This is a genomic window from Streptomyces sp. STR69, assembly GCF_024519455.1.
Taxonomy (GTDB): Bacteria; Actinomycetota; Actinomycetes; order Streptomycetales; family Streptomycetaceae; genus Streptomyces.
This window is the reverse complement of sequence record NZ_JALJRY010000013.1, coordinates 250,540-264,860: the sequence shown is the minus strand read 5'-3', so window position 1 is coordinate 264,860 and position 14,321 is coordinate 250,540. Positions and strand designations below refer to the sequence as shown.

14 protein-coding genes and 1 pseudogene are annotated in these 14,321 nt (G+C 69.8%); 10 read left to right on the top strand and 5 right to left on the bottom strand.

The genetic code is table 11. The annotated features are described in order from the left end of the window. Positions 1-222 precede the first annotated feature (222 nt). Positions 223-603, bottom strand: coding sequence for an antibiotic biosynthesis monooxygenase family protein (locus OC490_RS25250; RefSeq protein WP_262060273.1), 381 nt, complete (start codon positions 601-603; stop codon positions 223-225). 136 nt (positions 604-739) lie between these two features. On the opposite strand from OC490_RS25250, the gene lpdA reads away from it, so the two are divergent. The 4 genes and pseudogenes from lpdA (at position 740) to OC490_RS25230 (ending at position 5,213) form a co-directional block, all read left to right on the top strand. Further along, positions 740-2,161: a dihydrolipoyl dehydrogenase gene (gene lpdA / locus OC490_RS25245; RefSeq protein ID WP_262060272.1), complete on the top strand. Its 1,422-nt coding sequence runs from the start codon at positions 740-742 to the stop codon at positions 2,159-2,161. 207 nt (positions 2,162-2,368) lie between these two features. Next, positions 2,369-2,602 (top strand): annotated as a pseudogene (locus tag OC490_RS25240) (arylamine N-acetyltransferase); the annotation flags it as partial. Between the two features lie 2 nt (positions 2,603-2,604). Further along, positions 2,605-4,089: a class I adenylate-forming enzyme family protein gene (locus OC490_RS25235; RefSeq protein ID WP_262060271.1), complete on the top strand. Its 1,485-nt coding sequence runs from the start codon at positions 2,605-2,607 to the stop codon at positions 4,087-4,089. A 152-nt stretch (positions 4,090-4,241) separates the two neighbouring features. Beyond that, entirely contained in the window at positions 4,242-5,213 is a 972-nt protein-coding gene (locus OC490_RS25230) for a threonine/serine dehydratase (RefSeq protein ID WP_262060270.1), read from the top strand. Between the two features lie 187 nt (positions 5,214-5,400). On the opposite strand, the gene OC490_RS25225 is transcribed toward OC490_RS25230, so the two are convergent. Continuing rightward, on the bottom strand, positions 5,401-6,354 hold the full coding sequence (locus tag OC490_RS25225; RefSeq protein ID WP_262060269.1) for a hypothetical protein: 954 nt from the start codon (positions 6,352-6,354) through the stop codon (positions 5,401-5,403). Positions 6,355-6,663: 309 nt separating this feature from the next. On the opposite strand from OC490_RS25225, the gene OC490_RS25220 reads away from it, so the two are divergent. Together OC490_RS25220 and OC490_RS25215 are read left to right on the top strand one after the other, a co-directional pair. After that, complete coding sequence (locus OC490_RS25220) at positions 6,664-7,362, top strand: TetR/AcrR family transcriptional regulator (RefSeq protein WP_262060268.1); 699 nt, start codon at positions 6,664-6,666, stop codon at positions 7,360-7,362. 107 nt (positions 7,363-7,469) lie between these two features. After that, entirely contained in the window at positions 7,470-7,964 is a 495-nt protein-coding gene (locus OC490_RS25215; RefSeq protein ID WP_262060267.1) for a hypothetical protein, read from the top strand. Positions 7,965-8,012: 48 nt separating this feature from the next. Here the strand turns inward: OC490_RS25215 and OC490_RS25210 are convergent, their stop codons facing one another. After that, positions 8,013-8,615, bottom strand: a complete 603-nt coding sequence (locus tag OC490_RS25210; protein ID WP_262060266.1) for a TetR/AcrR family transcriptional regulator — start codon at positions 8,613-8,615, stop codon at positions 8,013-8,015. 72 nt (positions 8,616-8,687) lie between these two features. Here OC490_RS25210 and OC490_RS25205 point away from each other — a divergent pair, with 72 nt between their 5' ends. The 3 genes from OC490_RS25205 to OC490_RS25195 all read left to right on the top strand — a co-directional run bounded on the left by OC490_RS25205 (position 8,688) and on the right by OC490_RS25195 (position 11,503). Continuing rightward, positions 8,688-9,521, top strand: a complete 834-nt coding sequence (locus OC490_RS25205) for a class I SAM-dependent methyltransferase (RefSeq protein ID WP_262060265.1) — start codon at positions 8,688-8,690, stop codon at positions 9,519-9,521. Between the two features lie 172 nt (positions 9,522-9,693). Continuing rightward, positions 9,694-11,091, top strand: a complete 1,398-nt coding sequence (locus OC490_RS25200; RefSeq protein WP_262060264.1) for a condensation domain-containing protein — start codon at positions 9,694-9,696, stop codon at positions 11,089-11,091. A gap of 166 nt (positions 11,092-11,257) precedes the next feature. After that, on the top strand, positions 11,258-11,503 hold the full coding sequence (locus tag OC490_RS25195; protein ID WP_262060263.1) for a hypothetical protein: 246 nt from the start codon (positions 11,258-11,260) through the stop codon (positions 11,501-11,503). Between the two features lie 74 nt (positions 11,504-11,577). Here the strand turns inward: OC490_RS25195 and OC490_RS25190 are convergent, their stop codons facing one another. Continuing rightward, positions 11,578-12,513 (bottom strand): ADP-ribosylglycohydrolase family protein, encoded by a 936-nt coding sequence (locus OC490_RS25190; RefSeq protein WP_262060262.1) that lies wholly within the window; start codon positions 12,511-12,513, stop codon positions 11,578-11,580. 56 nt (positions 12,514-12,569) lie between these two features. Between OC490_RS25190 and OC490_RS25185 the strand changes: the two genes are divergently transcribed. After that, positions 12,570-13,091 (top strand): adenylate kinase, encoded by a 522-nt coding sequence (locus OC490_RS25185; protein WP_262060261.1) that lies wholly within the window; start codon positions 12,570-12,572, stop codon positions 13,089-13,091. 4 nt (positions 13,092-13,095) lie between these two features. Here the strand turns inward: OC490_RS25185 and OC490_RS25180 are convergent, their stop codons facing one another. Further along, positions 13,096-14,271 (bottom strand): acyl-CoA dehydrogenase family protein, encoded by a 1,176-nt coding sequence (locus OC490_RS25180; RefSeq protein WP_262060260.1) that lies wholly within the window; start codon positions 14,269-14,271, stop codon positions 13,096-13,098. Positions 14,272-14,321 lie beyond the last annotated feature (50 nt).

The following is a 14,321-nucleotide window of genomic DNA, read 5'->3' as shown; positions in this document are numbered from 1 at the left end:
CGTGACTCCTAGTCGAGTTGATGCCCACGTGGGGGGTGGTGAGCATGCGCATGACACCACGCGCGTAGAACGCTGAGGAAGAGAACCTCGGTGAACTCGGGATTACCGGCGTCGAGCAGGAGCGGACAAAGGGGACTTCGTGCAGGTGGGGGTCGGTTCATGGAGTCCCCGCGAGTTCGCAAAAACTTCGTAGTCGCGCTCGTGGGCACGCCGACCGTCGGCTCAGCTTGCTGTCGGGCTCTGCGGACCCCCCGGTCGGGTGAACCCCTGGCTCCGCTCCACTTTCGCCACGTGCAGCGTGTAGCTCTCGTACCACTCGGCCCGACCGCGCTGCTGCGCCGCGCGGTGCTCGGTGTTGTTCCGCCATTCGGCGAGGGCGTCGGCGTCACGGAAGTAGCCGACGGTGATGCCCAACCCGCCCGGGGTCTGCGCATGGTCCATCCCGAGGTACCCGGGTATCTCCCTCACCAGGTCTTCCATACGCGCGTTGGTCTCGCCGTAACCGCTCTGCTGCTGGGTCCGAACGGTGGTGAAGACGGCCACGTAGTACGGGGGTTCAAAGGCCTCGACGGGCGTGACGGGTGTTTCGGTGGGATCGCTCATGGCGCCACTGTAGGGCGGCGTGAGCCGCCTCCCGTTACGGCAGGACAGGACGGACCACGGCATCCTGGACACCGTTAGAGGATCTCCAGAAGACGCATGCCCGACCATGCCCTTCCCCGTGGTAAAGGATCTTTCGATGAGCCAGCAGAACACGCAGGACGATCGGTTCGACGTCGTCGTACTCGGCGCGGGCCCGGGTGGCTATGTCGCCGCCATCCGTGCCGCGCAACTCGGCAAGCGGGTCGCGGTGGTGGAGGAGAGGTACTGGGGCGGCGTCTGCCTCAACGTGGGCTGCATCCCGACCAAGGCACTGCTTCGCAACGCCGAACTGGCGCACATCTTCACCCGCGAGGCGAAGACCTTCGGCATCAAGGTCGAGGGGGAGGTCTCCTTCGACTACGGGGAGGCGTTCCGCCGCAGCCGCCGGGTCGCGGACGGCCGGGTCAAGGGCGTCCACTACCTGATGAAGAAGAACAAGATCACGGAGATCGACGGCCGCGGCACCTTCCTCGACGCGCACACGCTCCAAGTGGCCGGATACGACGGCGACACCCGCACCATCGCCTTCGAGCACTGCATCATCGCCACCGGCGCCACCCCGAGGCTGCTGCCCGGCACCCGCCGCACCTCGCGCGTCGTGACCTACGAGGAGCAGATCCTCGCCGACGACCTCCCGCAGTCCATCGTCATCGCGGGCGCCGGCGCCATCGGCATCGAGTTCGCCTACGTGCTGCACAACTACGGCGTGAAGGTCACGATCGTCGAGTTCCTGGACCGCGTCGCGCCCCTCGAAGACATCGAGGTCTCCACCGAACTCGCCAAGCAGTACCGCAAGTTGGGCATCGACGTCCTCACCTCCACGCGTGTCGAGTCGATCGACGAGTCCGGCCCGCAGGTCCGCGTCACGGTCACCGACAAGGACGGCACCCAGCAGGTCCTGGAGGCCGACAAGGTCCTCCAGGCGATCGGCTTCGCACCGAACGTCACCGGCTACGGCCTGGAGAACACGGGCGTACGGCTCACCGAGCGCGGCGCGATCGACGTCGACGGCCGGTGCCGTACCTCCGTCCCGCACCTGTACGCCATCGGCGACGTCACCGCGAAGCTGATGCTCGCGCACGCGGCCGAGGCGATGGGCGTGATCGCCGCCGAGACCCTCGCCGACGCGGAGACGATGGAGCTGGACTACGCGATGATCCCGCGCGCCACCTACTGCCAGCCGCAGATCGCCAGCTTCGGCTACACAGAGGCGCAGGCGCGGGAGTTGGGCCACGACATCAAGGTGGCGAAGTTCCCATTCACCGCGAACGGCAAGTCGCACGGCCTCGGTGACACCACCGGCTTCGTGAAGCTGATCAGCGACACGAAGTACGGCGAACTCCTCGGCGGCCACCTCATCGGCCCCGACGTCACCGAGCTCCTCCCTGAACTGACCCTGGCCCAGCAGTGGGACCTCACCGTCCACGAGGTCGCCCGCAACGTCCACGCCCACCCGACCCTGGGCGAGGCGGTGAAGGAGGCGGTGCACGGCCTGGCCGGACACATGATCAACATGTGACCGTCCTCTCCACTCGCCGACCTTCGAGCCGGTCACGGCAGCCGTCACCGTGACCGGCTTTCTCACGCCCGGATCAGGGTCTGTCCGGGAGCTCACGACCCCGTCCCCGGCGTGGCCCAAATCGTTCGCATGGGCAACCAGAGGTCGTCGGAGCGTCGGGCCGGACAGGTCTGGATCAGTCGGATCCGTGAGTGAACCTCCCCCCAATCGCCCTTCAGGAACCGGCTGATGTGTGTCCGGCCCCGGGAGGACGGAAGGGTCACACTCGCGAACAGAGTCCTCACCGTGGAGCGGAGCGGGGAGCGGACCAGGGAGAGGATCGTGACCGACGAAGGGCTGAAGCAGGCGCTGGGTACCTGGTTCGGGATCCATCTCGACGAGGCGCCGAAGATCCCCGGCAGGACCGCGGTGTCCGCCGCTGCCGGAGAGGGGCGTGCGTAGCCATGGCCGGGAACGTAGCTCAGGATCTGGCCCGACTCGCCCATTTCAGAGGGTGGGAGGACCGGATCGCCTTCCTGGCCGACGACCGCGCCTGGACGTTCGCCGAGGTCTTCGACGGCGCGGCGCGGGCCGCGCGGGGGTACCGGTCGGCGGGACTGCGCCGGGGCGATCGCGTCCTGCTGGCGCTTCCCGACAGCGTGGACATGGTGTGGTCCGTGCTCGGCGCCCTGCAGGCCGGTCTTGTCGCCGTTCCGGTCAACGTCCAGATGAGTTGGGAGGACCTGACGCGGGCCGTCGAGACGGTGGAACCCGCGCTGGCCGTGATCGACCCGGACACGGCAGGACGGCTGGAGGCGCCGGGCTTCGCCCCCGCCGTGAAGGTCTCGACACTGGTCGCGGGCGAACCGGACCCGGACTTCGCCGAGGGCGGGGACGCTCCGGCGCTGGCGGTCTTCACCTCCGGCACAACGGGTGCTCCGAAGCTGTGCTTCTTCCTCCACAGCAACTTCGTCGGCCCGTCTGGCCGGCAGGACGGCGACCTCAGGACCGTCGGCCTGTCGGTGTCGCGCATGTACTTCCTGGGCGGACTGCACTTCTCGGTGCTCACCACCCTCGCCACGGGGCAGACCGCCGTCCTGTCGCGTGCCCGGGCGACCCCGGCCGAGGCGATCGAACTGATCGACCGGCACCAGGTCACGAACCTCTTCGCACAGCCGAGCTTCCTGGCCCGCATGCTCCTTGCGCCCGGCCACACGGAGACGCTCGGCCGCCTCCGGGAGGTGTCGAGCGCGGGGGAGGTCCTCTCGCCACGACTGCGCGAGCAACTGGTGCCGATCCTCGGGAACCGGCTGATCAACAACTACGGCGCCACCGAGATCGGCGTGATCTCCATGGGCCGGCCCGCCGCGTGCGACACCCCCTCGGCGGTCGGGCCCCCGGTCCCCGGCCGTCCGATACGCATCGTCGATGCCGACGGCCAGGTGGTGCCCGCGGGCCACCAGGGCGAGCTGCACGTCTACGTCGACTACGCCTCCCGGGGCGTCGTCCGGGGGAGCGGGGGCCCCGATCAAGTGACGAACACCTGGTGGCCGACGGGAGATCTGGCGTCCATCGATGACGACGGTGTCGTCCATGTGCACGGCCGGCTGGACGACGTCGAGGTGATCGGCGGGCAGAATGTGGTGCCGGGCGAGGTCGAACGGCTTCTGGAGAGCCATCCGCGCGTCCTCGAAGCGGCGGTCAGCTCGGTTCGCCGTCCTGCCGGGGACACGAGTCTGCGCGCCTATGTCGTGACCGTCCCCGAGAAGGAGCCGGACGGCGCGGCGGACGGCGACGCCTTGGACGCCGAGCTGATCGCCCTCGCCCGGTCCCGGCTGTCCTGGTACAAGGTCCCGCACGATGTCGTGCGGATGGACGCGCTGCCCCGCAACGCGAACGGCAAGATCCTGCGCAGACACCTTCGCGCGGCGGGCGGCCAGTTCGTCTGATTCCGCGACGGGACGTCGTACGAGAGACAGCGCGCACAGCTGATCAAGTCGCCTTGTCCCATGCGCAATTGGCCCGCAACCCTGAGTCCGGCCGAGCACCGCACAGCTCGGCAGGAACGGGAACCGCACGGGTGGCGCTACGCTGCCGTGTCGTGCAGCAGACACGCCTCGACACGGCTCGGATCAGGGCGGCCCGCCGGGTGATCGACCCGATGTTCCTCGACACTCCGCTGTACCGCTGCGAGGCGCTGGAGCCCGGCCTCGGGTGTGCGGTGAGCATCAAGCTCGAAACGGCGAACCCGGTCCGCAGCTTCAAGGCGCGCGGAACCGAAGTCGTCGCGAGTCGGCTCGCCGACAGTGGCGTGCGGGCCGTCGTGTGCGCCAGCGCGGGCAACCTCGGCCAGGCCCTCGCGTGGTCCGGTCGCGGCCGGGGGATCGACGTCACCGTAGTGGCGTCCCGTTTCGCGACCGCGGCCAAGCTCGACCGCATCCGCGCGTTGGGCGCTCATCTGCAACTGGTGGACGGGGACCACGAGTTGGCCCGCGGGCGGGCGGCGGCCGTCGCACGCTCCGATGGCATGCGGCTGGTCGAGGACAGCCTGGACATCGAGACGTGCGACGGCGCGGCGACCATCGGGCTGGAACTGGTGGACGCGGCGCGGCCGTTCGACACCGTGCTGATCGCCCTCGGCGGCGGGGCGCTGGCCACCGGAGTGGGCCATGTGCTGAAGTCCCTGGCGCCCGAGGTGGAGGTGATCTGCGTCCAGCCGCTGGGCGCACCGGCGTTGACGCTCTCGTGGCGCGCGCGGCGGGTCGTCAACACCGACTCGGCGGTCACCATCGCCGACGGTGTCGCCGGCCGGTTTCCCATCCCGGCCGTCCTGGACGACCTCCTCCTGGTCGCCGACGACGCCGTTCTGGTCCGAGAGGAGTCGATCGTCACCGGTATGCGGATGCTCTTCGACCACGCCGGCCTAGTCGTTGAACCGTCGGCCGCGCTCGGCATCGCGGCGGTCCTCGAAGACCGTGACCGCTTCGCCGGCCGCCATGTGGTCATCATCGTGTGCGGCGGCAACGTCGATGCGGACACGTATCGCCGCTGGATCGGTTCGGCTCCGCTCTAGGGGGCCTCTTGCACGGCGCCCCGGGCACGCTCGTCACGTGCCCGGGATGTCCCGCCGCGGTGGCCGCTTTCCCTTCACCGTGGCGGTGTCCACCGGTGTGCGGGACCAGAGTTGCCGCTGTGCGGCGACGGGTGAAGGCCTCGGGAGGCCGCGTCAGACTCTCGTAAGATCCACTCCGCGCACTCGCTTACGGGGTAACGGAGTTGGTCCAGCGGACCGGGTGACCGGACGCATCCGTGGTGAGCCAGGTGCCGTCGCCGAGGGGATGGACGTCGTAGGGATTGTCCGTGTGCGGGTCGAACTCGGTTTCGACCCGGCCGGAGCGCACATCCACCCGGTAGTGCCGGAACCACTCCTGCTCGTCCTCGGTCTCGCCACCGAGGGCGACGACGACGGTGTCCGGGTCCAGGTAGCCGCCGCTCCATTCCACGTAGACGTCGTCGGGATCGTGTCCGAAGGCGTCGACGGAGAGCGTGAACCGCACCTGTCCGTCGGGGTAGGTGTGGAGGGCGACGTCGGCCTGCTCGTGGTGAACGGTCATGAACTGATGTCCGTCGGGCGACAGGGCGATGAGGCACCGGTCGTCCCACGGATAGGCGACGAGATCCATCCGGCTCCCGGTCAGCGACGCGCGGAAGACGACCGAGCCGTCCTGTCCCTCGCCCACATCGAGGAGGATCTCGTCGCCCGCCGGGTGCAGCAGGTGCTGCCCGCCGTGCCCGACGGTCGGCAGCTCCGCCTGTGCGACGGCCTCCCCGGTCGCGGCGTCCAGGGCGACCCACTGGTCGTGTGGGTCGCGGCCCGCCATGGCGTCGGGCCGGTAGACCCACATGATGAGTTCGTCCGACGACAGCACACAGCCGGGACGGTGCCCGTGTGGCCTGTCCGACCGTGGTTCGAACCGCGACCGCCAGACCTCGGTCCCGTCCGCCGTCACGCAGACCGCCGCGTGGAGGGTCGTGTAGTAGGCGCGCTGACGGCCGACGGCAACGGCGTGGTCGACGACATCGTCATCGGGGGACGGTCGGCAGACCAAGACCGGCGACAGCACGCCCTTGACGTCGCCGGCCAGGTCGTAGGCGCAGATCCGTCCCTCGATGAACCGTGTGATCGTCGGTAGGGGACGAGGTGATGGAGGCACGCCCCGGAGGCTAGCGTCCCCGCGTCTTCGGCGGTCAGGGGGGATCCCTCACGTACTCGTCCACCTGGCGCCGCAGCGGCCGACGACCCGCCGACTCCTCGTGCGGTCGTCCCACTCCGTCCGGATCGTGCTGCCGAACAAGTGGCGCCGGGCCCATCCGTGCCTACTTGAGGGCGTTCGGCGAAGCGAGTGCGCTGAAGGTCGACGTCGACGAGATGTCGAGCGTGATGATCAAGTACTGAACCCGCGACGACTTCAAGATCCCCGTCCCCTCCGCACCGATCTCCGGGGGCCCTAAAATGTGGAGCTATGCCAAGATCACCAGGGCACGGGCCGGACTTCGAGATCAGGCGTCAGGAGATCATCGACAAGGCGGCCGCGTTGTTCGCGAGGAAGGGCTACGCCGCCACCGGTATCGCCGAGGTGGGAGACGTCGCCGGTCTCGGCAAGGGCGCGCTCTACTACTACATGGGCTCCAAGGAGAATCTCCTCGTCGAGATCCAGGACCGGGTGATGCGCCCCTTGCTGGCCTCCGCCCACCGGATCGCCGCCCTGGAGGACGTCGACCCGGTGCTGCGGCTGCGCATGCTCTCGCAGACGCTGCTGGAGAACACCCTCGCCCGGCTCGACCATGTCTGGGTCTACGAGCACGACTACCGGAACCTGCGGGGAGCCAACCTGGCCCGACTGCTGGACCAGCGCCGTGAGTTCGAGGAGCTGGTCGAGGACCTGCTCGTCGCCGCGATGGACGACGGTTCGTTCCGCCCACTCGATCCCAGACTGGCCACTCTGCAGTTCCTCAACATGCACAACCACACCTATCAGTGGGTGAAGGTCGACGGCGCGTGGGACGCGTATTACCTGTCGCGCGCCTACTGCACCACCCTCTTCCGCGGCCTGGGCGTTCCCGGCAGCCGGTTCGACTACATCGAGGACCAAATGGTGGAGTACCTCGCCAAGAGGCAGTCCGCCGTCCCCGAGCCACTGCCCCACTCCGCCACGGACTGACTCCCGTTCCCGGCCGCGAGGCCCAATGCGCCGGAGACCAGGTGGATCTCGTCACCGGCACTCTCGTGCACGCACGCGATCACGGGGCCGAATGGTTGGATACGGGCATGGACCACGGCGGCCACCAGGAATCGGGCCTTTCCAAGAGCGTCTGGAGTGACGCCGACTTCCCGGAGATGGGCTGGCACGACGCCACCGTCCACGGCCTGTCCGTGCAGCCGACCGACGACATCCTGCCGCGACTGCTCCTCGACCTCGACTACATCGTCCGCTGGGTCCACCCGGTCCCGCCGGCGACACATTTCTCCTTCTGGATCGCCCCGGCGACGCTCGTCTTCGACGACGTCTGGGACCTCGAAGGAGACCTCGACTTCAAGGGCACGACCCCGGACCTGGAGATCGACGGCGTGCACCGACTCGTGCCGGACGACGGCCGCGATGACCTTCCGCTGTGGCACATCGAGGGCCACGCCTTCGACTTGAGGTTCCGCGCGTCCGGCTACCGCCAGTACTTCCGGAAAGCACCGACGCTGGCAACACGCCAAGCGCTGCCTCACGCGGCCCGGGGCGGGTGTGCCTTCACCGAGGTCGGCTTCCGCTGACCCACCCAGTGGCCGGATCTCGCGAACCAGCAGCGCTGCACGCCAGGTTCAGCGTGGCCGCCGCTGTACGACGTCGGCGAGCACCGTGGTCACCAGCTTGCCGACGGTTGCTGTGGTCGGAGGGTCCGAGGCCCGGTCGGCGAACAGGAGGTGCCCGCCCCCGACCAGGGAGAGGGTGAGCGAGTCGATGTCGGCGTCGGCCGCGATACGGCCCCTCGCGCGCTCGTCGGCCAGATAGGCGGAGACCGCCGTCGTCACCTGGGCCAGGATGGCGATGCCGCCTCCGGGCCGGGCCTGCCGCAGCCGTGCGCGCAATTCGTCCCGGAAGGTGATGAGCGGGATGATCGCCACCGGAACCGGTCCGAACAAGGTGGTCAGTGCGTCGGTGAGGTTGTCGGCGACGCTGCCGGTTCCGGCCGAGTCGCGCAGCGCCTGAGCCTGCGTCTCCAACTGCGCGGCCCGGTCGAGAACGAGCTCGGCCAGGAACGCGTCGAAGTCGGTGAAGTGCCGGTGGAGGACGCCTTTGGCGCAGCCCGCCTCATCGGTGACGGCCCGGCTGGTCAACCCGTTCGGGCCGTCCCGCAGCAGTACGCGTTCGGCGGCGTCGAACAGCTGCTGCCGCGCATCACGAAGGTGCACCCCGGTCGGCACTTGTGGATCCTCTCCCGCGCCAGTTCGCTGGCACCCATTGGCTTGTGGGCGCTTGCCCACTAAGGTGAACGCATGCCCACTTTACCGCGAGAACAGCCGGAGCCCGCCCCACTCCATCAGGCCCGACAGATGGCCGAGTCCTTCGGCGCGGACGCGCAACGCTACGACCAGGCTCGCCCCGGCTACCCCGATGACCTGGTGGCCCAGGTCGTCGCCGGGAGCCCGGGAACCGACGTGCCCGACGTGCTCGACGTGGGCTGCGGCACCGGCATCGCCGCCCGCCAGTTCCAGGCCGTCGGCTGCACCGTGCTCGGCGTGGAGCCGGATGCGCGCATGGCCGACTTCGCCCGGTCCCGCGGCCTGCCGGTCGAGGTGACGACCTTCGAGGCCTGGGAACCGGACGGCCGTACGTTCGACGCGGTGACCGCCGCCCAGTCCTGGCACTGGGTGGACCCCGTCGCCGGTGCCGTGAAAGCCGCCCAAGTGCTGCGCCCGAACGCCCGATTGGCGATCTTCGGGCATGTGTACGAGCCGCCCGCCGAGGTGGCCGAACCCTTCGCCACTGCCTACCGGCGCGTGGTGCCCGACTCGCCGTTCAGAGGTGGGTCGGCCCGCCGCCCGCTGGAGATGTACCAGGCGGCGTACGCGAAGGTCGCCGACAAGATCCGCGAGACCGGACAGTTCCACGACCCGGAACAGTCGCGATTCGACTGGGAGCGGTCCTACACGCGCGACCAGTGGCTGGACCTCCTCCCCACGACCGGCGGCCTCACCTGCCTCGGCCCCGGCCAACTGGCCGAGATTCTGGGCGAGGTCGGCCTGGCCGTCGACGCCCTGGGAGGCAGCTTCACGATGCCCTACACCACCCTGGCGGTCATCGCCGTATGCGCCACCACCCCCCTCTGATCCCCTTTGATCCACTCTCTTTCGGAACGGCGGGTTCCAGAGCGTTGCTTTCCGAATATCCCGCTCGTTGATCTCCGCATGCAGTGAGCGGTGCCCGAGCGGCATGGAGGCATGGATCGACAGTGGTGCCCGGCGGCCTCCCGTGGGCAGGCGAACGGAGAGCCCTGTGCGCATGAGTGACCTTCAGCGGTGCGAGATCCGTCCCGGACGACTCGTCGAGTGGACGCTGCACCCGACGGCCGTAGGAGCGGCGCGGGTGCTTCCCGACGACGTGCGGCCACCGGCGTATGTGCAGGAGTCCCATATCCGTACGGCGCGTTCGGTGCGCGAGGACGGGCTGTTCGTGCCGACCTGGCTCGGTACCGCCTTCGACATGCCGGGGAGGATCGAACTCGACGTTCTCCAGGGCGCGTTGCGGGCCTGGATGCTCCGGCACGAGACGCTGCGCAGCGGCTTCCGGTGGGCCGGTGACGAGATGCGCCGCTTCACCCTGGACGCCGACGCGGTGGCCCTGCACCGCGAGGACGTGGGCGAGTTCGCGGACGCGGGGACTCTGACCCGGTATCTGCAGGACCGTTTCGATGTCGCGGCGGACGCGCTCACCTGGCCCAACTTCCTCTTCGCCGCGGTCGTTCGGCAGGACTGCACGAGCGTGTACCTGGCGTTCGACCACAGCAACGTCGACGCCTACTCGCTCCATCGCATCGCGGGCGAGGTGCACGAGTTGTACGAGGCCGGGCTCGCCGGGAAGACGGTCCAGGCGGCGCCCGTCGCCAGCTACATCGACTTCTGCGCGGGCGAACGCACGGACGCCGACCTGATCGACGACACGCACACCGTCGTCTCCCGCTGGCGCGAGTTCATCGCCCGCTGCGACGGCAAACTGCCGAACTTCCCCGTCGACCTCGGCCTCGACCCCCAAGGGCCGCTGCCCACACAGAAGTTCCTCCAGGAGATGCTGACCGACGACACGGAGGCGGCGGCCTTCGAGGCATACTGCCGCCCGTACGGCGGAAGCCTCGTCGGTGTGCTGGCGGCCGTCGCCCTCGCCGCCCGCGAGATCAGCGGCCTCGACGTGTACCGCACCGTCGTGCCCTTCCACACCCGGGCCAAGTCCCGCTGGGCCGACTCCGTCGGCTGGTACGTGGGCGGCGCGCCGATCGAGATCCCCATCGAGCGGGCGACGGACTTCGACGACGCCCTGCGGATGGTCCGCGCCACCCTCCGCGAGAACCGCTCGCTGGCCCGTATGCCCATCGCCCGCGTACTGCGCCTGCTGGGCGCCGACTTCCGGCCCACGTCCCCCGACCTGTATTCGATCGTCTCCTACGTCGACTCGCGCGCCCTGCCCGGTTCGGAGCGCTGGCAGGAGCTGAAGGCGTACGGGCTGATCCGGGTGTCGTACGGCGACCAGGTGTGCGCGTGGGTGACCCGGGTCCACGAAGGCCTGCAGTTCGCCTGCCGTATCCCGGACAACGTCATCGCGGACAAGAACATGCGGCTGTGCATGGAGCTGGTGGGGGAGCACCTCGTCTCGGTGGCCCGGCGGGCACTGCCCGTGCGTCTCTAGCCCGTACACGACAGGTGATGCGCCGCAGCCCGGAATTACGCATCACGTGTTGAATGCCTGTCCCCTGCCGTGATGTCACACTTCCTGAAAGCCGAACCCGGCGCTCCGTTCTGCGGGGCGCCGCCACGGCCGGGACGCTGCTGGCCGGCGGTGCCCCGCTCGCCGCGTGCGGGCGGCAGCCGGTCCCGGCGTCGGCCGGGCCGACCGGACCACCGCGCAGGGGCGGCCGGCTGCGGCCGATGCTCGCGACGTCCTGTACTCGCTGAAGTGGATGGCGAAGCCCGGCAACGGGCTCGCCCTCGACATCGCCGACGTCGACCTGGAGAAGGTGTCCGCACCGGAGCCGTACACCGTGGTCGTCCCATGGAAGGGTCCCGACCTGCTCCCTGCCCGGGCCACACCATCGACCTGAGCACCTTCTCCAGGCTGCGGCCCGTCAACGACAAGAACTCGGGAACGGTCCTGGGCTGACGGTCACCGCCCCGCCTACACGCCGGCCCGGCGGACCGCCGCGCGCGGGTCCCAACCGCTCCAGGCGGGGATCGCCTCCAGGGCCTCCCGCCAGGCCGACGGGATGCCGCCGGTGCCGGTGCGGGCCGCGACGACACCGCCCACGATCGCGCACGTCGTGTCCCGGTCGCCCCACCCGGCGACGGTCTGCCACAGGGCCTCCGGCAGGTCGTCGGGATGCCCCGCTGCCGACCACAGGGCGAACGGCACCGTGTCCGGAGCCGAGATCAGCGTCCCCGAGCCCAGCACGGACGCCGCGTGCCGCACGGACGTCCGCGCGGAGAAGCCCGCTGCCACCAGCAGACGGGAGCGGACGTCGCCGTCCGGCACGTGCGAGGCGACCTCCCGCAGGAACTCGGCGCGCGGCAGGGCCTGTTGACCCGCACCGGCGGCGGCCAGCGCGGCGGCGACCGCCACGGCCACCGCCCCCGCGACGGCCTCCGGGTGGGCGTGCGTGGTCAGTGCGGAGAGCCGGGCCTGCTCGGCGGCGACCTTCGGGTCGTCCCGGAACCAGGCGCCGAGCGGGGCGACCCGCATCGCGGCGCCGTTGCCGTAGGACCCCTGCCCGCCGAACTGCCCCGTGGTGACCGCCCGCCAGTCCTCGCCCTCGCCGATTCGGCGCAGCACACCGTGCATGGAGGGGCCGTACTTGCGCCCCGGTTCCCGCTCGTACTCGGCGGCGAACTCCCTTGCCAGCGAGTCCGGTTGTACCTCCCCATGGGCCACCAGATGTGCGAACAGGACGAACGCCGTCGCCGAGTCGTCCGTCCACAGCCATGGCGCGGGCCGCAGTTCCCGCGCGGCCCACAACTCCTCGGCGGGCTCGTCGGACCGGGTGAACCAGCTGTCCCCGAAGGCGTCGCCCGTCACCAGCCCGTCCAGGGAGGCGTGGGCGTGTTGCGGACCGCTCATGGTGGGGCTCCTGTTAATGATCGGTGGACTTCGCACATGGTAGTTAGGGTGCGTGGATGGAGCGGATCCTGGTGGTCGGGGCGACGGGCGCGGGCAAGTCCACGCTGGCCCGGGGCGTGAGCGAGCGGCTGAAGCTGCCGTACCACGAGATGGACGCCCTCTACTTCACCGGCCCCGACTGGGCCGTCAACGAGGCCCTGACCGACGATGTTCTGCGGCTCACCGCCGAGCCCCGCTGGATCGTCGACTCGATCGGCTCGCCCGAAGTCCGCGACCTGCTCTGGGAGAAGGCCGACACGGTGCTCTGGCTGGACTATGGGAGACGCGTGATCATGCCGCGTGTCCTGCGCCGCTCCCTGTGGCGCACGGTCACCCGCGAGCGCATCTTCGGAGGCAACAGGGAGACCTGGGCGGGCTGGTTGAGCCGCGAGCACCCGGCTTGGTGGGCCTGGTCCCAGCACGCGGGCCGGCGCCGCGAGATCGAGCGCCGGACGAACGACCCGCGCTTCGCTCCGCTCACCGCACTCCGGTTCGCCCACCCCCGGGACACCGCGGCCTGGCTGGCGTCCCAGGGTTGAGCCGTCAGAGGAAGGGGGTGCCCGCGTCGAGTCCGGAGAGGACCCGGCCGTACAGCTCCAGGTTGGTGGTGGGGTTGACGAAGGAGTGCAGGCTGAGCGCGTGCAGATCGCGTACCGCCCGCTGGACGGGGACGTCCCGGTGCAGCGAGGACGCGCCCGACGCGGACGCGATGAGGTCCACGGCCTCCTTGCACAGCCGGGTCGTATAGCCGCTCTGCGCGCGGATCCTGGCCCGTTGCTCCTGTGTGTACGGTTCGCCGTGCTCGGCCGCGGACTCTATCCGGGCGACGAACTCTCGGGTCAGCAGTTCCGCGCAGGAGATCTTCAACGCGGCCTCGGCGAGCTGGAGATGGGTGACGCCCGCCTCGTACTGCCGCTCGTGGAAGGTGTACGTGATGCCCCGCCGGTGGATGCGCTCCGTGAACTCCGCGAGGGCCGCCCGCGCCAGGCCCAGCGCGTTCGGCGCCGTCCAGGCGCAGAACAGCATCAGGACCGGCATCCGGTAGAAGGGGTCGTCGGCGTTGGCCTTGGAGGGGAAGCCGCCGCCCAGCAACTGCCCCACGGGCAGGATGCGATGCGCGGGCACGAACACGTCCCGTGCCACGACGCTGTTGCTTCCGCTGCCCGCCAGCCCCGACACGTACCAGTCGTCGAGGATCTCCAGATCCGACATCCGCACTGCGGTCCACAGCACCTCGGGCGGCCCGCCGTCGGACTCGACCCGGGCCGTCAGCAGATGCCAGTCGGCGTTCTGACAGCCGGTGGCGAAGCCCGAGGTGCCGTTGACGACATAGCCGCCGTCCGTCGCCACCGCGACGGCGTCCGGGATGAGCGTGCCGCCGACCCGCACGTCCGGGCCGGTGAAGATCTCGTCCTGCGCCTCGTCCGGGAACAGCGCGGCGATATAGGAACACCCCGCCTGGATCAGCGCCATGAAACCGGTCGAACCGCATCCGGCGGCGATCTCGCTCAGCACCTCGACCTGAGTGCTCAGCCGACTCTGGTAACCGCCGTACCGCCGTGGGACGTTCATCCGGTACACCCCGGCGTCCGTCAGCGCGGACACCACCTCGGCCGTCACCCGCCGCTCCTGCTCGGTGCGCAACGCGCTGTCACGGAGCAGGGGTTGTAACTCCCGTACGCGTTCGACGAGACCGGCATCGGACGGGAGCGGAGCCATGGGCGACCTCCGAGCGCTACGGGCCCTCACCGTGACGCGGATCGCACAAG